Origin of the sequence: Actinomadura sp. NPDC023710, from assembly GCF_040639875.1 — a bacterium.
GTDB classification, from domain to species: Bacteria; Actinomycetota; Actinomycetes; order Streptosporangiales; family Streptosporangiaceae; genus Spirillospora; species Spirillospora citrea.
In genome coordinates this window covers 249,442-270,648 of the sequence record NZ_JBFAGB010000002.1, presented here as the reverse complement: position 1 = coordinate 270,648, position 21,207 = coordinate 249,442, and the positions used below count along the sequence as shown (strand labels likewise).

The 21,207-nt window shown below is 72.8% G+C and carries 18 protein-coding genes; 11 read left to right on the top strand and 7 right to left on the bottom strand.

The genetic code is table 11. The features are described from left to right. Window positions 1-101 precede the first annotated feature (101 nt). Window positions 102-959, top strand: a complete 858-nt coding sequence (locus tag AB0H37_RS03325) for a hypothetical protein (protein WP_179837132.1) — start codon at window positions 102-104, stop codon at window positions 957-959. A 28-nt stretch (window positions 960-987) separates the two neighbouring features. On the opposite strand, the gene AB0H37_RS03320 is transcribed toward AB0H37_RS03325, so the two are convergent. Next, window positions 988-1,665 carry a uracil-DNA glycosylase gene (locus AB0H37_RS03320; RefSeq protein ID WP_360611057.1) on the bottom strand — a complete coding sequence of 226 codons (678 nt, stop codon included), beginning with the start codon at window positions 1,663-1,665 and terminating at the stop codon, window positions 988-990. 255 nt (window positions 1,666-1,920) lie between these two features. Here AB0H37_RS03320 and AB0H37_RS03315 point away from each other — a divergent pair, with 255 nt between their 5' ends. Continuing rightward, window positions 1,921-3,369 carry a wax ester/triacylglycerol synthase family O-acyltransferase gene (locus tag AB0H37_RS03315; RefSeq protein WP_329086435.1) on the top strand — a complete coding sequence of 483 codons (1,449 nt, stop codon included), beginning with the start codon at window positions 1,921-1,923 and terminating at the stop codon, window positions 3,367-3,369. Window positions 3,370-3,374: 5 nt separating this feature from the next. Here AB0H37_RS03315 and AB0H37_RS03310 read toward each other — a convergent pair whose 3' ends face one another. Continuing rightward, window positions 3,375-4,364, bottom strand: a complete 990-nt coding sequence (locus AB0H37_RS03310; protein WP_329086437.1) for a hypothetical protein — start codon at window positions 4,362-4,364, stop codon at window positions 3,375-3,377. Between the two features lie 9 nt (window positions 4,365-4,373). Continuing rightward, on the bottom strand, window positions 4,374-5,288 hold the full coding sequence (locus AB0H37_RS03305; protein ID WP_329086439.1) for an NAD(P)/FAD-dependent oxidoreductase: 915 nt from the start codon (window positions 5,286-5,288) through the stop codon (window positions 4,374-4,376). Window positions 5,289-5,352: 64 nt separating this feature from the next. On the opposite strand from AB0H37_RS03305, the gene AB0H37_RS03300 reads away from it, so the two are divergent. Next, entirely contained in the window at window positions 5,353-5,925 is a 573-nt protein-coding gene (locus AB0H37_RS03300) for an XRE family transcriptional regulator (protein ID WP_329086441.1), read from the top strand. A 70-nt stretch (window positions 5,926-5,995) separates the two neighbouring features. Then, window positions 5,996-7,216, top strand: coding sequence for an MFS transporter (locus AB0H37_RS03295; protein WP_179837126.1), 1,221 nt, complete (start codon window positions 5,996-5,998; stop codon window positions 7,214-7,216). Between the two features lie 19 nt (window positions 7,217-7,235). Here AB0H37_RS03295 and ddaH read toward each other — a convergent pair whose 3' ends face one another. After that, window positions 7,236-8,075 carry a dimethylargininase gene (gene ddaH / locus AB0H37_RS03290; RefSeq protein ID WP_329086446.1) on the bottom strand — a complete coding sequence of 280 codons (840 nt, stop codon included), beginning with the start codon at window positions 8,073-8,075 and terminating at the stop codon, window positions 7,236-7,238. 324 nt (window positions 8,076-8,399) lie between these two features. Here ddaH and AB0H37_RS03285 point away from each other — a divergent pair, with 324 nt between their 5' ends. Next, window positions 8,400-9,401 (top strand): hypothetical protein, encoded by a 1,002-nt coding sequence (locus AB0H37_RS03285; RefSeq protein ID WP_360611053.1) that lies wholly within the window; start codon window positions 8,400-8,402, stop codon window positions 9,399-9,401. A gap of 192 nt (window positions 9,402-9,593) precedes the next feature. Here the strand turns inward: AB0H37_RS03285 and AB0H37_RS03280 are convergent, their stop codons facing one another. Beyond that, window positions 9,594-11,126: a helix-turn-helix domain-containing protein gene (locus tag AB0H37_RS03280; protein WP_360611051.1), complete on the bottom strand. Its 1,533-nt coding sequence runs from the start codon at window positions 11,124-11,126 to the stop codon at window positions 9,594-9,596. Window positions 11,127-11,258: 132 nt separating this feature from the next. Between AB0H37_RS03280 and AB0H37_RS03275 the strand changes: the two genes are divergently transcribed. The 3 genes from AB0H37_RS03275 (at window position 11,259) to AB0H37_RS03265 (ending at window position 14,241) form a co-directional block, all read left to right on the top strand. Next, on the top strand, window positions 11,259-12,497 hold the full coding sequence (locus AB0H37_RS03275; RefSeq protein ID WP_360611049.1) for an FAD-dependent oxidoreductase: 1,239 nt from the start codon (window positions 11,259-11,261) through the stop codon (window positions 12,495-12,497). A gap of 102 nt (window positions 12,498-12,599) precedes the next feature. Beyond that, window positions 12,600-13,580 carry a DUF2637 domain-containing protein gene (locus AB0H37_RS03270; protein WP_360611047.1) on the top strand — a complete coding sequence of 327 codons (981 nt, stop codon included), beginning with the start codon at window positions 12,600-12,602 and terminating at the stop codon, window positions 13,578-13,580. Window positions 13,581-13,632: 52 nt separating this feature from the next. Then, the gene (locus AB0H37_RS03265; protein ID WP_329086456.1) at window positions 13,633-14,241 is read left to right on the top strand and encodes a hemerythrin domain-containing protein; all 609 of its coding nucleotides are present in this window, start codon (window positions 13,633-13,635) and stop codon (window positions 14,239-14,241) included. Window positions 14,242-14,309: 68 nt separating this feature from the next. On the opposite strand, the gene lpdA is transcribed toward AB0H37_RS03265, so the two are convergent. Together lpdA and AB0H37_RS03255 are read right to left on the bottom strand one after the other, a co-directional pair. Further along, window positions 14,310-15,713 carry a dihydrolipoyl dehydrogenase gene (lpdA, locus tag AB0H37_RS03260; protein WP_329086459.1) on the bottom strand — a complete coding sequence of 468 codons (1,404 nt, stop codon included), beginning with the start codon at window positions 15,711-15,713 and terminating at the stop codon, window positions 14,310-14,312. A 112-nt stretch (window positions 15,714-15,825) separates the two neighbouring features. Continuing rightward, on the bottom strand, window positions 15,826-16,785 hold the full coding sequence (locus tag AB0H37_RS03255; RefSeq protein ID WP_329086461.1) for an Lrp/AsnC family transcriptional regulator: 960 nt from the start codon (window positions 16,783-16,785) through the stop codon (window positions 15,826-15,828). Window positions 16,786-16,876: 91 nt separating this feature from the next. Between AB0H37_RS03255 and AB0H37_RS03250 the strand changes: the two genes are divergently transcribed. The 3 genes from AB0H37_RS03250 (at window position 16,877) to AB0H37_RS03240 (ending at window position 20,760) form a co-directional block, all read left to right on the top strand. Beyond that, a complete protein-coding gene (locus AB0H37_RS03250) occupies window positions 16,877-18,262 on the top strand; it encodes an MFS transporter (RefSeq protein WP_360611044.1) in 1,386 nt (461 codons plus the stop codon). A 351-nt stretch (window positions 18,263-18,613) separates the two neighbouring features. Continuing rightward, window positions 18,614-19,264 carry a hypothetical protein gene (locus tag AB0H37_RS03245; RefSeq protein WP_360611042.1) on the top strand — a complete coding sequence of 217 codons (651 nt, stop codon included), beginning with the start codon at window positions 18,614-18,616 and terminating at the stop codon, window positions 19,262-19,264. A gap of 86 nt (window positions 19,265-19,350) precedes the next feature. After that, on the top strand, window positions 19,351-20,760 hold the full coding sequence (locus AB0H37_RS03240) for an MFS transporter (protein ID WP_360611040.1): 1,410 nt from the start codon (window positions 19,351-19,353) through the stop codon (window positions 20,758-20,760). The last annotated feature ends 447 nt before the right edge of the window (window positions 20,761-21,207 follow it).

The following is a 21,207-nucleotide window of genomic DNA, read 5'->3' as shown; positions in this document are numbered from 1 at the left end:
GAGTGCGAGGCGGGGATCGCGATGCATCGCACAACCGGGCCCAACTCTGAGAAGGTGGTGTGTGCAACTGATCCGCCGAAGGCTGAGGGAGGATGAGCCCCATGGAACCGTTGGACGCGGCGGCGGACGTGCACGCGCTCATCCGCGACGTGCTGCCCGCCCTGGCGCCCAGCGCCTGGTTCGACCACGGTACCTCCGAGGTGGTGCTGCCCGTGGGCCGGTCAGAGGCCCGCGCCTCCAGTTGGACGGTACTGGAGCGCTGCGCCCGCGAGCCGCGCTCGGCGTGGCCGAAGGTGGTGGACGAGTGGGTCCGCGAGGTCGGCGACCGCGCGTTCCTGGCCGTCGGTGAGATGGAGCTGTTCGGCGACGTCCGGGAGCTGCTCCGCCTGCGCATCGTGCCGAAGCTCGACCCCCGCGACCGCGAGGGCCTCGTCGTCGTCCCCGCCGGCGACCACTTCGACGCCATGGTGATGATCGAGCACCCCCGCTACGGCGGCCCCCTCACCAAGGCCCGCGCGGGCCTGCTCGGCCTCCACAAGCTCGGCTACGTGATGACGAACACCCACGACCGCGAGCTGGCCGACGTGTCCGTGCACGACCAGCCGCTCCTGCCGGGCCGCAACGTCCGCGTCGTCGGCAAGCCGGGCAGCCGCTACGTGTCGGCGCTGCTCAGCGAGGTCCACCAGTTCGTGCCGTGGCCGAACGAGCACGGCGCCCTGGTCGGGGTCCCCTGCCACAGCACGCTGCTGCTGTACCCGATCACCTCCACGGCCGTCCGCGAGGTCCTGCCCGTCTTCGCCGACGTCGTCCGGGAGATGCACGCCAACGCCGAGGACCCCTGCGCCCCCGGCGTCTACTGGAGCCACGGCGAGCGCCGCCTCACCCCCCTCTCCCCGGACGCGGCAGCCGAAGGCGCCGGCGAATTCGCCCTCTTCCTCCGCAAACTCCCCCAGGAGTGAGTCAACCCCAGGGGGTCGCCCCCTGGGGTTAAGGCAGCTTCCAGTCGACCGGTGGGGCGCCTTGCTGTTCCAGGAGGTGGTTGGCGCGGGAGAAGGGGCGGGAGCCGAAGAAGCCGCGGTCGGCCGACATGGGGCTCGGGTGGGGGGACTCGATGCAGGGGACGTCGCCGAGCAGCGGCTTGAGGTTGCGGGCGTCGCGGCCCCAGAGGATGGCGACGAGGGGGCGGTCCCGGGAGGCGAGGGCGCGGATGGCCTGCTCGGTGACCTCTTCCCAGCCCTTGTTGCGGTGCGAGCCCGGCTTGCCCGGCATGACGGTCAGCGACCTGTTGAGCAGGCAGACGCCCTGCTGCGTCCAGGGGAAGAGGTCGCCGTTGGACGGCTGCGGGTGGCCGAGGTCGTCGCAGTACTCGCGGAAGATGTTGACGAGGCTGCCGGGCAGCGGCCGGACGTCCGGGGCGACCGAGAAGCTGAGGCCGACCGGGTGGCCGGGCGTCGGATAGGGGTCCTGCCCCATGATGAGGACGCGCACGTCGTCGAACGGCTGGGTGAAGGCGCGCAGGACGTGGTTCCCGGCGGGCAGGTAGCGGCGCCCGGCCGCGACCTCGGCGCGCAGCCAGTCGCCCGCGGCGGCGATCGTCCCGGCGACGGGGGCCAGCGCGGTCGCCCATCCCGCTTCGACGATCTCCGAGAGTGGTCGTGCCGTCATGGCGCACCAGCCTAGTGTGATGATCTTGGCGTCGGCGGAGGATTGCCTGCCTTATCGGCGTTGCGACGTTTCCCGACCGCATCAGGTCGGGGCGCGGGCAAATGTTCTCCAGTGCTTCGGAAAGTGCCGGATGAACTGGGTGAAACGCCCCGTTAAGTCGCTGTTACTTCCTGGCGGTCGTCATTGACCTGCGGACTTCCAGCGCATAACTCCTAGAGAGTAAGGACGGCGCAGGACGAGCGGACGGACGAGAGCATGACCCAGCTGACCACCGTGGACGCCACCTTCCTCCATGCCGAGAACGCGAAGACCCATGCCCACATCGCCGGGCTCGGCATCGTCGACCCCGGGACGTGCCCCGGCGGCCGGCTCACCGTCCCGCACGTCGCCGAACTGATCCGCGCCCGCGCGCACCTCGCGGCCCGGCCGCTGCGGCAGCGGCTCGTCCAGGTGCCGCTCGGCCTGGACCACCCGTACTGGGAGGACGACCCCGACTTCGAGCCCGAGCGGCACATCTCCGAGTTCGGGCTGCCGGAGCCCGGCAGCGACCGGCAGCTCGCCAACCTGGTCGCGATGCTGCACGAGCAACCGCTCGACCGGTCCCGTCCGCTGTGGGAGATGGTCCTCATCCAGGGCCTCGCCGGGGGCCGGACGGCCGTCTACGTGAAGGTGCACCACGCCGCCATCGACGGCGTGATGGCCGCCGAGACGCTCGCCGCCCTGCTCGACCTGACGCCCGAGCCCCGCGACCTGCCCGCCGACGAGTCCGTCCCGGCCCGCGCCCCCGGCACGGCGAGCATGCTCGGCACCGGACTGCTGCGGACCGCGCTGCACCCGGTGCGGTCGGCGATGTCGGCGGTGCGCGCCGCCCCCTACCTCGACGAGGTCCCGGGCCTGTCGGCCGTTCCGGGCGTCGGGCTCATGTCGTCCTGGATGCAGGGTGCGCTGCGCCGCCCGGAGCTTCCGAAGGCGCCGCGGATCAGCGCGCCCCCGACGCCGTTCAACCATCCGATCGGGCGACGCCGCGCGGTCGCGTGCGGGGAGCTGCCGCTGGCCGACATCAAGGAGATCCGGCGGGCCCTCGGCGGCAGCGTCAACGACGTGGTCATGGCGCTGTGCGCGACGGCGCTGCGGCAGTGGCTCGACAAGCGCGGCGAGCTGCCCGAGCGCCCGCTGGTTGCGGCCGTACCGGTGTCGCTGCGGCGCGGTGCGGGCGCGGCCGCGGAGCCGGGCAACCAGGTCTCGATCATGACCACCCCGCTGGCCACGCACCTCCCCGACCCCGCCGACCGGTACGCCGCCGTCCAGCGCGACATGGACGTGGCGAAGCGGCGGTTCACGGGGTCGTCGGGCAGCTGGGTGCGGGAGATGAGCGGGCTGCTCCCGCCGCCCTTCGCCGCGGCGGTCACGCGGCTCGCGCTGCAGGCGGCGCCGGCGGTGTCGCTGCGCCCGGTCAACCTGGTCATCTCCAACGTGCCGGGCCCGCAGTTCCCGCTGTACCTGTGCGGCGCGAAGGTGCTCGGCTACTACCCGATCTCCGTCATCACCGACGTCAGCGGCGGCCTGAACATCACCGTGTTCTCCTACGACGGGAAGGTGGACGTCGGCATCGTCGCCTGCCGCGAGCTCATCCCCGACCCGTCGGAGATCATCGACCACCTCGTGGACGCGCTGGACGAGCTGCGTTCGCTCAGCCGCGCGTGAGGCCGCTACAGCCCGAGGGCCGCCCGGTGCCGCCGCGCCAGGCCCAGCGCGGCGGCCCCCGCCGGCTGCATCGGCCGGGGGAGGGGCCCGCCGAACGGCGCCATCGACACCTCGCCCTCGTCGTTGACCGCGACGAGGCCGCCGAAGAGCCGGCCGAACAGCGCGTCGTCGATGATGACGACGGTCAGCAGGTCGAGCGCCAGCGTCAGCGGGTCCACGCCGAGCCCCAGGAAGTGCGCCCGGATGCGTCCCTCGTCGCGGGCGGCGGTCATCGCCTGGTGAAAAGGCCAGTCATCCTGGACGAAGTCGTCGCCGTAGTCCTCGCCCGCGCCGAGAAACTCCTCGGCGTACTCGCGGACCATGCAATGCCACAGATCAGGCGGCTCGTCGCCGAGCGGCTGGAACACCCCGACCGGCATCACCTGGTAGAGCCCGCCGGCGTGCGCCACCTTCGCGGCGTCGCGCCGATGCAGGACGTACCGCCCGGACGTCGTCACGGTGACCGTGGTGACGGCGGGCAGCGCGGGCCTGCGTGACAGGTCGCACGGGTCGCCGATCCGGTCGCGCAGCGGCAGCCCGTCCACCCCGGCGGCCAGTTCGTGCGCCGCGGACTCGCCCACGTTGACGGCGTCGAAGTAGCGGGCGGGGCCGAGCCGGAGCACCGGCGGATCGGCCGCGAGCAGCCGGTGGCTCGGACGGTCCTCGAACAGCTTCGGCGGGGCGAGGGCCGCGACCGCCTCCGCGTACGTCCGGTACCCGTCCGGGAGCCCGTCGGCAGGGTCGGCGATCGCGGGCGGGACGGGGCGGGCCTCCCACTCCAGCCGGATCTCCTCCAGCGGGACCGGCGCTTCGGGGATCCAGGCGTCCCGGCAGAGCAGCGGCGTTCCCGCGACGCGCGGCACGCCCGGGTACAGCCCGTCCGCGACCTCGCCCCACCGGCCGCGGGCGGCGTTCAGCGCCGCCCGCTCCCGCCGCCACGTCCCCGCGTCCGCCACACGCCGAGCCTAGGGCGTGCTCGGCAGCGCGGAGAGCCCCCGCGCGACCTCCTCCTCGACCAGATCGGCGTTGATCATCGCGGCCGCCATCGCCCCGGCCGCGGCCGCCATGACGACCTGGCCCGCGGGGACGACGACGTTGCCCGCCGCCCACACGCCGGGCACGCTGGTCCGCCCGGTCGGATCGGTCTTCACGAAGCCGTCCTCGCCGGTCTCGCAGCCGAGGTCGGTCAGCGGCCCGGCCTTGGGGACCCATGTCGGCGCGAGGAACACGGCGTCGCAGCCGAGCGCCGAGCCGTCCGACAGTTCCAGCCCGGTCAGTTGGTCGTCCTCGACGACGACGCGCCGCACCCCGGCCGACGCGACGCGGATGCCGCGCGCGGCCAGGCGCGCCGCGTCCTCGCCCACCGGGGGCGTGTCCGCGACGAACGTCACGTCCGGCGACCACTGGCGCAGCAGCAGCGCCTGATGGACGGAGTTCGGGGACGTCCCCAGCACGGCGATCCTCTGGTCGCGGACCTCCCAGCCATGGCAGTAGGGGCACATCTGCGCCTCGCGGCCCCACCGCTCCCGCAGGCCGGGAACGTCCGGCAGGACGTCGGTCACGCCCGTGGTGACCAGCAGGCGGCGGCCCCGCAACCGGGTGCCGTCGCCGAGGGTGAGGACGAAGCCCTCCTCGGCGCGGGCGACCGTCCCCTCGACGATCTCGCCGCCGTAGCCGCGCACCTCGGTGCGGCCGGTCTCCAGCAGGCGGCCGGGCGGCGTCCCGTCCCGGGTGAGGAAGCCGTGCATGTGGTCGACCCCGGCGTTGCGCGGCTCGCCCGCGTCGACGACGGTGACGGAGCGGCGGGCGCGGGCGAGGACGAGGGCGCCGCTCAGCCCGGCGGGCCCGCCTCCGATGATCAGTACGTCTCGTTCGGTCATGACCCGAGCGTGCGCGACGCCTTCCGGATTTGACAAACTCCTTTGCCGATCCTGCAATAAGGCCATGGAGACGACCGAGGAGGTCCTGGCCGGGGTCGGGCCGAGGCTCAGGCGGCTGCGGCAGGAGCGGAGCGTCACGCTGTCGGCGCTCGCGGAGGCCACCGGCATCTCGGTGAGCACGCTGTCGCGGCTGGAGTCGGGCAAGCGGCGGCCGAGCCTGGAACTGCTGCTCCCGCTCGCCCAGGCCCACCAGGTCCCGCTGGACGAGCTGGTCGGCGCCCCGGCCGTCGGGGACCCGCGGATCAGGCCGCGGCCGCTGCGGATGCACGACATGGTCGTGCTGCCGCTGACCAGGCGTCCCGGCGGGGTCCAGGCGTTCAAGATGGTCGTGCCCGAACGGATCCCGGCGCCCGAGCCGCGGACCCACGAGGGCTACGACTGGCTGTACGTGCTGAACGGGCGCCTGCGCCTGCACCTCGCCGGCCGCGAGATGGTGCTGGAACCGGGGGAGGCGGCCGAGTTCGACACCCGGCTCCCGCACTGGTTCGGCGGCGACGGCGGGCCGGTCGAGGTGCTCAGCCTGTTCGGTCCGCAGGGGGAGCGGATGCACCTGCGCGCGAAGCCCCGGCAGGGGTGACATAAATTGGGTAAACGTGCAGACCGCCCAAATTCCCCAGAAAGCCCCTGCCCGTAAGAAGCCCGCCCCCATGGCGTGGGTGCTGTGGAGCGTCGGCGTCCTCGCCTACGCCGTGGCGGTACTGCACCGGACGTCCTTCGGCGTCGTCGGCCTGGACGCGGTGCACCGGTTCGACGCGTCCGCCGGGATCCTCGCGTCCTTCACCGTCCTGCAACTGCTCGTGTACGCGGGCCTGCAGATCCCCGTCGGACTCCTGCTCGACCGCGTCGGCCCGCGCTGGATGGTCGCCGGCGGCGCGCTGCTCATGGCCGGCGGCCAGGCGCTCATGGCCGTCTCCACCGGCGTCGGGACGGCCGTCGCCGCCCGCGTCATGGTCGGCGCCGGCGACGCCATGACGTTCATCAGCGTCCTCGGCATCGTCGCGACCTGGTTCCCCGGACGCTACGTCCCGGTCGTGACGCAGCTCACCGGGCAGCTCGGGCAGCTCGGCCAGGTGCTCAGCGCGATCCCTCTGGTCGCCCTCCTGCACGGCCCCGGCTGGGGCACCGCGTTCGGCTCCGCCGCCGCGCTCGGCGCGCTCATGGCCGTGCTCGCGGTCGCCGTCCTGCGCAACGGCCCTGGCCGCGCGAGCGTCCCGTCGCTGCGCGAGACGGGCACCAACCTGGCCGAGGCGTTCCGCCACCCCGGCACGCGCCTCGGCCTCTGGTCGCACTTCGTCACGCAGTTCTCGTCCAACACCTTCGCGCTGATGTGGGGCTACCCGTACCTGGTGTCCGGACAGGGCATGCGGCCCGCGACCGCCTCGACGCTGCTGACGCTGTTCGTGCTGGTCAACGTCGTGTCGGGACCGTTCATCGGACGTCTCGTCGCCCGCTACCCGCTGCGCCGCTCCTGGCTCGTCCTCGGCATCGTCGCCCTCAACGCGACGGCGTGGGCGGCCGTCCTCGCCGTGCCGCCGCCCGCGCCGTCCTGGCTGCTGGTCCTGCTCGTGCTGTGCGTCGCGCCCGGCGGCCCCGGCTCGATGATCGGCTTCGACTACGCCCGGACGTTCAACCCGCCCGGACGGCAGGGCACCGCGACCGGCATCGTCAACGTCGGAGGCTTCGTCGCCTCCCTCGTCACGATCCTGCTGATCGGGATCGTCCTGGACGCCCTGTCACCCGGGGGCGAGTTCACGCCTGGAGCGTTCCGGGCGGCCTGGACCGTCCAGATCGGCATCTGGGTGATCGGTGTGGCGGGCGTCCTGCGCACTCGCACCCTGGCCCGCCGCCACCTCGCCCTCGCCGACTAGGAGCGGAGCGCCCCACCCGTCAGGAACGCAGTTCCAGGGTGCAGCACTTCGGCCCGCCGCCCGCCTTGCGCAGCTCGGACAGGTCGACCGGCAGCGGCTCGTACCCGTGCCCCCGCAGCGTGTCGATCAGCCCGACCGCCTCGGCGTTGATGACGACGTTGCGCCCGTCGCACACGGCGTTCAGCCCGAGCACCGCCGCGTCCGCCTCGTTCGCGAGTACCGCGTCCGGGAACAGCCGCTCCAGCACCGCCCGGCTGCCGGGGGAGAACGCGCCGGGGAAGTAGGCCACGTTGTCGCCGCCGAGGGGGAACAGCGCCGTGTCCAGGTGGTAGAAGCGCGGGTCGACGAGCCGCAGCGTCACCACCGGGCGTCCGAGGAACTCCTGCGCCTCCTGGTGCGCGGCGATCTCCGTCCGGAAGCCCGTCCCGGCCAGGATGACGTGGTCGAGCGTGAGGAAGTCGCCCTCGCCCTCGTTGGTGTGCTCGGCCTCCAGCAGCTCGGAGAACCCGTTCTCCAGCATCCACTTGGCGTACGCGGGCCCTTCGGCGTACCGCTCCGGATGCGTGAACTTCGCCCCGTACACCCGTCCGCCGACCACCAGCGCCCCGTTGGCCGCGAACACCATGTCGGGCAGTCCCTCGATGGGGTCGATGAGGCTCACCTCGTGCCCGAGCGCGAGGTACGCCGCCCGCAACTCCTCCCACTGCGCCACGGCCTTCGCGGCCTCGGCGCCCGCCACCGGGTCCATCCACGGGTTGATCGCGTAGGTGACGGCGAAGTGGTCCGGACGGCACATCAGGTAGTGCTTCCGCAGCGCGGTCCGGACGGCGGTCGGCTCCATCGCCGGTATGACGGTCATAGGTGGCTCCAGGAACATCCGAAGGGCGAACGACTCAGCGAAAGCCTAAGAACGAACGACGCGCAATCCAATGCGCCAATCTTGCTCTGACCTGGTCATTCGTTGCGTCTTTCTGGCCTTCGCGCCCTATTCGTTGCGTGCTTCCGCGGGCCTGCCCCCGGCTGGGACCACCGATCCCCGGCCCGCCAGGACCTGCGCCCACCCCACCGTCTTGCCGCCGCCCGCCCCCGGGTGCCGGCCCCACTCCCGGCCTGGCCCGGGCGGCGGTCGGGGCACACGATGACGACCAGGAACGTCCGATGGCGGCGCACTAGGGTTTGCCGGATGTCAGAACCGACATCGCCCCCTCCGCGAATCGGGACTCCCGGGTGGGATCGGGAACTCGCGGGCATCGGGCTCGACCGGCCCAGCGTCGACGCCAGTGTGGATCACGTGGTGGAGGCCGCGGTCGGTCACGACGCCTTCGACCCGCACGCGCTGGATCTTGGGTCAGATGCCGAGAGCGCCGCAGTCTGGGTCCTGCTGCACCAGAGGTTCCCGTCCTATGGGGTCTTGATGTACCTGCGGATGTGCTGGTCGAGCGGTGACCACGTACTTCAGGACTGGATCGTGCGCCAGTTCGCCGCGATGCTGACGCACGGTCCGGACCCGGTGGCCGAGTCGGCCGAGTACGGGCTCTGGGTCGACTACTTCGAATCGCCCGAGGCATCGCAGGTCTTCACCGCGCTGGCCCTCCAGATGCCGCGGTCCCACCGGGGCCGTCTGATCAGCGGTGCCGGCCCGGTGCCCTGGGAGGCCAAGCACCACGTGTTCCAGGAGGCGGCCGCGGTCCCGGCGCTGCATCCCGCGCTCGCCAGGGGGCTCACGGGTTCGTTCTACGACCTGTACGGCCAGGTGGACGCCGTGGCCGCGTCAGCGCTGGTCGATCGGATCACGGTCGCGGACGAGGATCTGCTGGAGGCCCTGAGCGAGGCCACCACGCAGCCGCTGCGGCTGCGGACGGGATCGGCCGTGGTCGTGGACGAGTCCGATCCGGGCTGGCCGCACGAGGGGAGCTTCCTGCTCCGTGCGGTGGTGCGCAGCCCGCGGAGCCGGTGGGTGCGGCGATCCGAACTGGTGGCCGACGGCCGGGTGTACGGCCGGCTGGTCCACTGGGACTTCCCGTTCGACGCAGCGAAGATCGCGCACCGAACCGTGGTCGCTCCGGAGCCGGAGGGGCGGATCGTGCTGTTCCGGGTCGAAGGGTCCGCCGAGCACGCCGAACTGCTGGTGAACCGGGACATCGAGGCATGGCCGCCCGGCCTGAGAGAACACCTCGCCCGCTGACCTTCGGCGAGCCGGGCGAAACTCGTGCGGATCCTCGAAACCGTTCGTTGCGGCACCCGCGCCGGCCGGGGTGATCTTCGACAGCTGCCCTGCACACTCCGACTCCTTCCGTGGCGACCGTCCTGACTCATCGAAGACGAGCCGTCACGCCGCCGGCGAGGGGGCGACGGGGACACGGGGCCGGCGCGCGGGTCATGGCCGGGGCTCCAGGGCGGCCAGTTGGAGGCGGAGGGCCAGGCGTGTCCGGGATGTCGACAGGTCGACCGGGGTCACCTCGGTCATGCGGCGGAGGCGGTGGCGGAGGGTGTTGGGGTGGACGGCCAGGGCCTGGGCCGTTCCCTTGGGGTCGCCGTAGTGGTCCAGCCAGGCGGCGAGGGTCGGGAGGTAGGACGTTCCGTGCTTCTCGTCGTGGGCGCGGAGGGCGGGGAGGGGGCCGCCCGGTGGGTCGGTGCCGACCGCCCTTCTGGCGCGGTCGATGGTGACGGCGTCCCAGGCGTCCTCCAGCAGGACCGTTCCGGAGGGCGGCTTGAGGTCGGCCGGGAGGGCGTGGAGTTCGGCGGCTTCGGCGCGGGAGCGGGGGAGGTCGGCGGGGGAGTGGGCGAGGCCGCCCGCCGCCGCGTACAGGGTGCGGTCGTGGGCGCGGACGCGGGTGAGCACGTGGCGCAGCCAGGGCATCGTTCCGGACTCGGCGGTGTCGCGTCCAGGCTCTGCCAGGACCGCGAAGATCGTGCCGGCGAGGTCGGTGAGGAGGGGGCGGTGCCAGCCGTAGCGGCGGGTGATCGCGTCCCAGAGGTCGAGGCGCCCGCGGAGGTCCTCGGTCCCGGCCTGGTCGCCGAGCGCGACCACGCGCCAGGGCGGTGGTGTCGGGACGGGCTGCGAGCCGTCCTGGAGTGCGGCGCGCACCTGGTCCGCCGTGACGCGGCGTGCGACGCCGGCCTCGGCCCGGAGGCGGAGCAGGTGCAGGGCCAGGACGGACGCCAGGTCGGCCAGGCGCCGGACGCGGTCGGGGGAGATCGCCGTGCGCGCCACCACCCAGATCGAGCCGAGCCACTCGCCGCCGGCGCGGACCGGGATGACGAGGCGGGGCAGCATGCCGTCCGGGCCGGCGGGGACGAGGACCGGGTCGCTCGACCGGGCCAGCTTGCGGAACACCCCGGAGGCCCGCAGATGGGCGATGACCTGCGGCGGGACGCGGCGGCCGACGATCGTGGAGACACGGGCCGGGTCGGTGCTGTCCTGGCGGCCCGAGTAGGCGAGAACGCGGGAGCGCGCGTCCTCCAGCGTCACCGGGGCGTCGGCGATCTCCGCGGCCGTGTCGGCCAGGGCGAACAGGTCGTCCTGCGGGCCGGACGGTCCGGGGAGCGGTGCGTGGGCGCGGTCGACGGCGCCGCGCACCAGCCAGATGACGTGCGTCCAGGACGCGTCCCGCTGGAGTTCGACGAGCGCCGGCTCCAGGCCGCGCGCGGCGGTGGTCACCTCGGCGGCCCCGGCGAGGGGCGCCTTGAACACCACGCCGCTCGCCCCCGCCGCGTCGGCGCGTTCCAGGAGCGCGACGGCGCCCGCCGGGTTCGTCACGCCGGCGCCGAGGACGATCTCTCCCGGCTGCCCGGCCGCCTCGCCGGGTTCGGCCAGGACCACGTCGTGCACCTGCGCGTCCCGGCCGGGCGCGACCAGCCGCAGCAGCCCCGGGCCCAGCGCGTCGACCAGGCCGGTCACGCTGATCATTGGCTCCCCCTCCCTCCTTCATTGTGCGCTTCGCATCATGATGGCCGTCCGGATTGGCCGGACACGACAGGGGTGTCCGCTCGCGGACGTATCACCATGGAAGTGACCCATTTCACGAGGAGAGGAGAGGACATGGCGCGCCGAGTCGCCGTTGTGGGGGCCGGGATGGTCGGTCTGTCCACCGCATGGTTCCTGCAGGAGCACGGCGACGACGTCACCGTGTTCGACCGGCGCGACGTCGCGGCCGGCGCCTCCTGGGGCAACGCCGGGTGGCTCACCCCCGGCCTGGCGACCCCGCTGCCCGAACCGGCCGTCCTCTCCTACGGCGTGCGCGCGGTGCTCAGCCCGTCGTCGCCGGTCTACGTCCCGCCGAGCGCGAACCCGCGCCTGCTGCGGTTCCTCGCGGGGTTCGCCCGCAACAGCACCGCGGCCAGGTGGCGGCGCGCGATGGAGGCGCTGGTCCCGATCAACGGCCGTGCGCTGCCGAGCTTCGACGCACTGCTGGACGGCGGCGTCCGCGCGCAGACGAACGAGGCCGGCTCCTTCCTCGCCGCGTACCGGACGGAGGAGGAGCGGCGCGTCCTGCTGGAGGAGATCGAGCACATCCGCGCGGCCGGCCAGGAGCTGGAGTACGAGGTCCTGACCGGCGACGAGGCGCGCCGGGTGGAGCCCGCCCTGTCCGAGGAGATCGGCGCGGCGATCCTGCTGCGCGGCCAGCGCTTCATCGACCCCGGCGTGTTCGTGCACGCCCTCGCCGACTCCGTCCGCGACCGCGGCGGCAAGATCCGCGCGGGTGCGGACGTGGCGGACGTGCGGGACGAGCCGGGCGGCGTGGCCGTCCGCACGGGCGGCAGCGAGTTCGAGACGTTCGACGCGGTGGTCCTCGCGAGCGGCGCGTGGCTCGGCGACCTCGCCCGGCGGTTCGGCGTCGGCGCGCTCGTCCAGGCGGGCCGCGGGTACAGCTTCAGCGTGCCGATGGAGCGCGTCCCGGACGGGCCGGTGTACTTCCCCGCGCAGCGGGTCGCGTGCACGCCGCTCGGAGACCGGCTCCGCGTCGCCGGGATGATGGAGTTCCGCCGTCCCGAGGCGCCGCTCGACCCGCGCCGGATCAGGGCGATCGTCGAGGCCGCCCGCCCGCTGCTGCGCGGCGCCGACCTCGGCGCCCGGCAGGACGAGTGGGTCGGGTCGCGCCCCTGCACCCGCGACGGCCTCCCGCTGATCGGCGCCACCCGGTCGCCGCGGGTCTTCGCCGCGGGCGGCCACGGCATGTGGGGCATCACCCTCGGTCCGGCCACCGGGAGCCTCCTCGCCGAGATGATCGCCACCGGGCGCCGTCCCGGTGAGCTGGACCCGTTCGACCCGCTTCGCTGACGACCTGCGGCTTCTGGGTGGTTATGGCGCTTTCGTCCGGACGGGCGGCGCCGGCACGCTACCGTCTCCGGGTGATCCGGACCCCGTGACGGAGGAACGCCGATGGACGAGCAGCGCGCGGCCGTCGTGCCGCTGACCCGGGCCCAGCGGGTCCTGGCCGGAGTCGGTGGGGTGTTCTTCGCCGGCCTCGCCGGGCTCGGCGGCTACGGGTCGTTCGCCTCCGTCCGGGACGTGGCCGAGCCCTGGTTCGGCGGCCAGGCGTGGATCGTCCCGGCGGGCGTCGACCTCGGCATCCTCGCGCTGGTGTCGGTCGCGCTGCTGCTGGAGTGGCTGGCGATGCCGATGCCGGCGCTGCGCTGGATGGCGTTCGCGTTCACCGCCGCGACCGTCTGGCTGAACGTCTCGGCCGCGCACGGCGACGCGACCGGCATGGTGATGCACGCTGCCATGCCGGTGCTGTTCATCACGTTCATCGAGGCCGTCCGGCACGCCATCCGCCGCCGTGCCGGGATCGCCGCCGGGACCGTCCGCGAAGGCATCCCCCTCGCCCGCTGGCTGCTGGCCCCGTTCTCGACGTTCCGGCTGTGGCGCCGCATGGTGCTGTGGCAGATCACCTCCTACCCGCACGCCCTGACCGCCGAGCAGCGCCGCCGCCACGCCCTGGCCCTCCTGGACGCCCACTACGGCCGCAGGTGGAGGACCAGGGCCCCCGCCGACGTCGTCTGGATGCTCACCGACGGCGTCATGCTCGACCAGGCCCTCGCCCGCGTCACCGAGCTGACCGCGCCGACGCCGGACCCCGTGGACGAGACTCCGCCCGCGAAGAAGCCCGCGTCGAGGAGACCGGCCGCGCCGGCTCCGCTCCAGAAGGCCCCGTCCCAGAAGACCTCGTCCCCGAAGGCCCCGTCCGAGAAGGCCCCGCGCGGAGTCGCCACCGACAACGAGGCCCGCGCCCTCGCCATCCTCGACGCCGAGCCCGGCATCACCGGCGCCGAGCTGGCCCGCCGCCTGGACGTCAGCTCCCGCCAGGGCCAGCGCCTCCTCAGCCGCCTCAACCGGCCCGCGCCGACGCACACGTCCTGAGCCGTCACCTTTCCTCCGCTCGCTCCGTCAATGCGGTGAAGAAGGAGGAGCGATGAGCGAATACGACTGGACACTGATGTACGTCATGCACGACGCGCTGAGGAGGGAGCTGGAGCATCTCGCCAAGGTGACGGCGCGCGAGGACGACGACCCCCGGCGCCTCCTGGCCGCGGCCGCGGGCTGGGAGTTGTTCAAACTGTCCCTGCACGCCCACCACACCGCCGAGGACGAGGCCCTCTGGCCGGTGGTGCGGGAGACCCTCGACGGCCGCTCCGACGACCTGGCCCTTCTGGACGCGATGGAGGCCGAGCACGCCGCGGTCGACCCCCTCATCGAGGCCATCGACACGGGCGCCGAACCCGTGGGCGAGCTCGTCGACGCCCTCGCCACCGCTCTGACCGCGCACCTCGCGCACGAGGAGAAGGAGGCGCTGCCCCTGATCGACGCCACCCTGACGCTGGAGCAGTTCCAGAACTTCGGCCAGGCCCACGGACGCCACGTCGGCCCCAACGCGCCGCGCGTGCTGCCCTGGCTCCTCGACGGGGTGGACGACGCGACGGCGACCTCCACGCTGTCCGTCCTGCCCGAGCCGGCCCGGACCGCGTTCGCCACGCAGTGGCAGCCCGCCTACACGGCATTGGAGCGCTGGCCGACGTCCTGACCAGCGGAGAAACGGCGAGGCCGCCGCCACGGGCGAACCGTGGCGGCGGCCTCGCGCCGTTCCGCTCGTCAGAGGTTGATCATGTGCCCGGCCAGGCCGTGCACGGCCTCCTTCATGGCCTCGCCCAGGGACGGGTGGGCGTGCACGTTGCGCGCGACCTCGTTGACGGTGAGGTCCCACTGCTGGGCCAGGGTCAGCTCGGGCAGCAGCTCGGTCACCTCGGGGCCGATCATGTGCGCGCCGAGGATCTCCCCGTACTTGGCGTCGCTGATCACCTTCACGAAGCCGTCGCCCTCGCCGAGGCCGAGCGCCTTGCCGTTGGCGCTGAACGGGAACTTGGCGGTCTTGACGTCGAAGCCCTGCTCCTTCGCCTGCGCCTCCGTCCAGCCGAACGAGGCGACCTGCGGCTGGCAGTAGGTGGCGCGCGGGATCATCACGTAGTCGAGCTCCATCGTCTCGGCGTCGCCGATGGTCTCGGCCGCGACGATGCCCATGGCCTCGGCGGCGTGCGCGAGCATCAGCTTCGCGGTGACGTCGCCGATGGCGTAGATGTGGGGGACGGAGGTGCGGCAGCGGCCGTCCACGTCGATCGCGCCGCGCTCGGTCAGCGCGACGCCGGTCTTCTCCAGCCCGTAGCCCTCGACGTTCGGCTGGAAGCCGATCGCCTGGAGCACCTTGTCGGCCTCCAGCACCTGCTGCGCGCCGTCCTTGCCGGTGACGGTGACCTTGACCTTCTCGCCCGAGTCGTCGATCGCGTCCACCCGGGTCGAGGTGAGGACGTCCACGCCGAGCTTGCGGTACCGCTTCGCCAGCTCCTTGGACACGTCGGCGTCCTCGTTCGGGACCATCCGGTCGAGGAACTCGACGATCGTGACCTTCACCCCGTAGTTGTGCAGCACGTAGGCGAACTCGACGCCGATCGCGCCGGCGCCCGCGATGACGATGCTGCCCGGAAGCTCGGAGCTGAGGATCTGCTCCTCGTAGGTGACGACGCGCTCCGACAGCGACGTGCCCGGCAGCAGCTTGGTGTGCGCGCCGGCCGCGATGATGCAGTTGTCGAAGGTGACCGTCTCGCTGGACCCGTCCCGCCCGGCCACCTGGAGGGTGTTCGGGTCGGTGAACGTGCCGCGCCCGTCGTAGGACGTGATCTTGTTCTTCTTCATCAGGAACTGGACGCCCTTGACGAGCTTGTCCGACACCTGGCGGCTGCGCTGGTAGGCGACGCCGTAGTCGAAGGACACGCTGCCCTCGACGTTGATCCCGAACGTCTTCTGCTCCTGGGTGAAGATGTGCGCCAGCTCGGCGTTGCGCAGCAGCGCCTTCGAGGGGATGCAGCCGACGTTGAGGCACACCCCGCCCCAGTACCTCTCCTCGATGATCGCCGTCTTCAGCCCGAGCTGTGCCGACCGGATCGCGGCGACATATCCACCCGGGCCCGAGCCCAGGACCACGACGTCAAAGTGTTCGCTCATATCCAAGGACGATATTCGCCGCGACCATGTGCTCGCATCCCGGCGGGCACCGCCGGGATGCGAAGTCGCCGGCACGGATCCTCGTGGTCCTCGGCACGCCGTCCGGGGCCGCTCACGGTCGGAGAGTCGCCGCGGTCTTCAGGGTGCGCAGTACGGGGGCGGTCTCGAGGGCGGTGATCGCGTCGATCGCCAGGCGCCGGGTCAGGTAGTGGTGCAGGTCCTCGGTGTCGGTGCACAGCGCGTGGGCCATGAGGTTGGTGCGGCCGGTGGTGGCGGCGACGACCGCGAGCTCGCGGTGGGTGGCCAGCTCGGTGGCGACGCGTTCCAGGTGCGCCGGGGCGACGGCCATCCACAGGACGGCCGAGGCCGTGATGTCGACCACACCGGGGTCCAGGTCGACGTCGAAGAAGATCGCGCCCCGGGCGCGCAGGTCGTGCAGCCGCCTGGTGACGGTCGCCGCCGTCTGCCCGGTGGCCCCGGCGAGGTCGGCGTAGCTCGCCCTGCCGTCCTTGCGCAGTGCGGCGACCAGCCTCTCGTCCTCCGGGGTCAGCCTGGGAGGATCGCTGTCGTCGACCTCCCTGCGCAGCCGGCGCTGCTGGTCGCCGGTGAGGCTGTTCACTCTGCCGGGCCAGGCCGCGGGGCCGCCGACGTAGGTGTGGAGCATGTAGTGCGCGGAGACCGCGGTGATGCTGGCGGTCCGGGGGATGTCGCGGAGCAGCAGCGCGTGCGAGTCGCGGTCGCCGACGCCGGTGTGGATGATCGCGACGATCTCGGTCCCGCCGGAGGTGAGCCTCACCCAGGAGGTGTCGGGGCGTCGCGCCAGGGCCTGGGCGGTGTCCTGCGCGGCATGGGCGGTCGCGGTCAGCCGGACGAGCCACTGCCTGTGGCCCGCGGCCCGCGGGTCGGCCAGCCCGACCACGCGCAGCCCCGCCTCGGCGGACAGCCGCCGGTACCGGCGGACGACGGTCTGCGTCGAGCTGCCGACCACCTCGGCGATCAGGGTGAACGGGGCCCGGCCGTCGAGCTGGAGCGCATGGACGATAGCCCGGTCGAGATGGTCCAGTGTGGACATGATTGCGAATATAGCCCCGATAAGTGGCAGATATCGGCGATCTTCCGGGCAATCATGGAATCCGGCCTCCAGGCCCTTCCATGCTCGTGCCATGTCAGAGGACACGTTGCAGACCACGGGCGCCGCCGTCCACCGGTGGCGGTGGGCCGGGCTGGCGGCGCTGCTCACCGCCGAGGCGATGAACCTGCTGGACACCACGATCGTTCAGGTCGCGGGTCCGGCTGTCCACACCGACCTGGGCGGGCGGGTGGCCGCCATCCAGTGGTTCACCGCCGCGTACACGCTGGTGTTCGCGCTCCTGCTGATCGGCGGGGGGCGGCTGGGGGACCGCCACGGACGACGGCGGATCTTCCGCCTCGGGGTGGCCGGGTTCGGGCTGGCCTCGCTGGCCTGCGCGCTGGCGCCGTCCGCGGGCGTGCTGATCGGCCTGCGCGCGGTGCAGGGGGCCTTCGCCGCCGCCGTCATCCCGCAGACGTTCGGCCTGATCCGCGCGATGTTCTCCGGCTCCGAGCTGCCGAAGGCGCTGGGCTGCATCGGGCCGGTGATGGGCCTGGCCGCGGTGTGCGGCCCGGTGCTCGGCGGGGTGCTCACCCAGGCGGCCTCGTGGCGGTGGGTGTTCCTGGTGAACGTCCCGCTCACGCTGGCCGTGCTGGCCGTCGCGCCGCTCCTGCCGGAGGACCGCGCTCCGTCCCGCCCCCGGCTCGACCCCCTCGGGACCGCGCTGGCGCTGACGGGGAGCGGGCTCGTCGTCTACCCCCTGGTCCAGGGCACCTGGGACGCCTCCCTGATCGCGGCGGGCCTCGTCGTGCTGGCGCTGTTCGGCCTGCACCAGCGCCGCAGCGCCCGGGCCGGACGGCGGCCGCTGGTCGAGCCGAGCCTGTTCACCGGGCGCGGGTTCCCGGCCGCGCTGGCCACCTCCGTCCTGTTCTTCGCGGCCATGAACGGGCTGATGCTGGCCGTGGTGCTGTACGTCCAACTCGGCCTGGGCCGGGACACGATCACCTCGGCGCTCACCCTGCTGCCCTGGTCGGCGGCGATGGGGGCGGCATCGTGGATCACCGGCGCCCACCTGGTGCCACGGTTCGGCGCACGGGTCATGCACGCCGGGCTCGCGGTCATGCTGGCCGGAGTCCTCGCCGCGATCTGGGCGTTCCACGCCCACGACGGCTACCCCCCGCCGCTGCCGGCCGCCCTCGCCCTGGCCGGGCTCGGCGTGGGCCTGTTCACCACGCCCTTCTTCACGACCGCGCTGAAGCCGGTGAAGGCCCACGAGACCGGCTCCGCCGCCGGCCTTCTCAATGCCGTCCAGCAGTTCGGCGGCACCCTCGGCGTCGCCGTCATCGGCAGCGTCTACCAGAACGTCGCCCGCCACGCCGCACCCGCCGCCGCCGTCCAGCACGCCTTCTGGCCCGCCGCCGTCCTCCTGGCCGGCGCCGCCCTCGCAGCCGTCCCGCTCCGCGCCGGCCTCGAAAGATGACAGGGCCCCCGGAGCGCGTGTACGGCGCGGCGTTCCGGGGGAGTTTGTGGCGGTGTGCGGAACGTGTGCGGGACGTGTGCGGGGGGCGCCCGGGACGGTCCGCGGGCGACGCGCGGGGCGCCGGGTCGGATGCGGCGGTCACATCCTGTTAGGGTTTCGGCAAGGTCTCCCTCTGGTCACGATCCGTGGGAGCCCGTCGACTGACAGGGCGGCGCGCAAGGGCGCGAGCCCGGTGCCGTCCCGGCCGCGGAGCCCGGCGGCGTCCCCTGGAACGGCGGTGCCACGGCGCTGGAACATCGCGCCCCGGCCCGGTCGTTGTCCCCGTTCCGAGCCGACTGGAGGAGAAGACGAGTGAGGATCCCCAAGCGCGTCAACACCGTCCTGGACTGGGTGGAACAGCACCTGCTCGCGCTCGCGGTCGTCTTCGCGCTGGTCGTGGTCGCACTGGTCGCCACGCTCGCACCGCCGGCCGTCGGCCTCCCGGTCGCCGGGTTCGTCCTCGGCGCCGCCGCCGGAGGCCTCCTCGTGCACGTCCGGATGAGCCGCCGCGTCGCCCGCGCCCGCTCCGACATCGACAACCTGCTCCGCGAGAACGGCGCGCTGCGGCACCGCAACACCGTCCTCGCCAGCGGCGTGATCACGCGGGAGGCGCAGGAGACGCAGGCGCTCGTCGCCATCCCCGAGGACGACCTGCGGGGCGCGCCGGACGACCCGCAGACCACCGCGTCCCTCGACGAGCTGCTGGACGGCGACCCGCAGACCACCAACGAGCTGCCGGACGAGCCCCGGACCACCGGTGACCCGCAGATCACCGGCGACCCCCAGACCACCGATGAGCTTCCCGGACGGGACAAGGCCCCGCGGCGCACCGCCGACCCCCTGGACGGTGACCCGCAGCGCACCACCGTCCTGCCCGCGCTGCCGGACGACCTCCTCGGCGGCGCGGACGCCGGCGAGGAGGAGGACACCGCGCGGACTCCGCGCCGGTCCCGCAGGGCCTGACCGAGCCCGACCAGGGCCTTCTACCGCAGGGTCACCGGAGCCCCAACCCGGCGTTACTTTTGCTGATCATCGGGCAGAGGCAAGCCGTGAACGACTCGACGAACGCGCGGCAGGGAGCGGATCCGGGACGCGGAGGCGAGGGCGCCGGACCGCCGAAGGACGCGGAGCCCGGCGAGGGCACCGTCCGCAAGGCGGTGATCGCCTCGGCGATGGGCAACTGCATCGAGTGGTTCGACTTCGGCGTGTTCAGCGCCGGGGTGATGACCTCGATCATCGGCACGGTGTTCTTCCCCGAGGACGCGGGCGGCAGCGCCACGCTGCGCTCGTTCGCGCTGGTCGCGGCCGCGTTCCTCGCCCGCCCGTTCGGCGGCATGTTCTTCGGTCCGATGGGGGACAGGCTCGGCCGCAAGCGGGTGCTGGCCGCCACCATCATCCTGATGTCGGGCTCGACGTTCGTGATCGGCGTCCTGCCCGGCTATGCCACGATCGGGATCGCCGCGCCGCTGCTGCTGCTCGGCGTCCGGCTCGTCCAGGGCTTCTCGACGGGCGGCGAGTACGGCGGCGCCGCCACGATGATCGCCGAGTACGCGCCCACGAACCGGCGCGGGTTCTACGGCGCGTTCCTGGAGTTCGGCACCCTCGGCGGCTACATCATGGGCGCCGGGCTCGTCCTGCTGATCGACCTCTCGCTCAGCGAGAGCGCGATGCACGGATGGGGCTGGCGCATCCCGTTCCTGATCGCGCTGCCGCTCGGCGCCGTCGGGCTCTACGTCCGGACGCGGATCGAGGACACCCCGGCCTTCCAGCACATGGAGGCGGAGGGGAGGAAGGCCCGGTCGCCGCTCAAGGAGACCGTGGAGCACCACTGGCGCACCATCCTGAGGCTCATCGGGATCGTGATCCTGCTGAACGTCGCCGTCTACACGCTGCTGACGTTCATGCCGTCCTACCTCGTCGACTTCCTGGACATGAACGACACCTCATCGCAGCTCACCACGATCGGCGTGGAGGCGGCGATGATGGTGGTGATCCTGCCGCTCGGCGCGCTGTCGGACCGGATCGGCCGCAAGCCGCTGCTGATCGCCGCCGCGGTCGGCTTCCTCGTACTGTCCTGGCCGGCGTTCGCGCTGATGCAGACGCACGACGCGGTCGGGGTCGTGGTCGGCTACGCGATCATCGGCGGGCTGCTGGTGCTGATGCTGGCGGTGATCGGCGCGACGTTCCCGGCGATGTTCCCGACCCAGGTGCGGTACGGGGCCTTCGCGATCGGCTACAACATCTCGACGTCGCTGTTCGGCGGGACGGCGGCCGTGCTCGTGGGCTCGCTGATCGACGCCACGGGTTCCAACTCCGTCCCGGCCTACTACCTGATGATCGTCGCCCTGGTCGCGCTGCTGCCGATCATCAGGATCCCGGAGACGGCCGGGGTGCCGATCGACCAGGCCGGGGACGAGAAGGCCCCGGAACCGGTGGGTTCCGGGGCGCGGCGGAGCTGAGGCCCGGGGGGCCGGGCACAGCGCGGGAGCGGGCGGTCAGCGGGAGCGGGCGAAGTGCCGGCGGGCCCAGCCCGCCAGCGAACCCGCGACCACCAGCGCGGCTCCGGTCTCGATCGCCAGTGCGGTCCACACTCCGGTCACTGGGGGCCTCCTCTCGGGTTCCGCCGGGCCCTTCCTGAACCGGGCCCGATCCGGTGCACGCCGGGTACAACATCGAAATGCAGTGGATCTTTCCGCGGCGGCGCCGTCCGGCGAGGTGATCTGCCCCACGGTCGCGTCGATGAGCAGGCATGTTACGGGTGATGTTGCGCCTGGGTGCGAGTTGTGTGGCGTGAGGGCAAATCATAGGTGCTGTGAATGGCTCCTTGCGACCGTCTCATTACCGTCTGTAGCGTCACGGGTGGCCAAAGGCCGCCTCTTCCCCGCAGGACCACGACGAATCGGTGG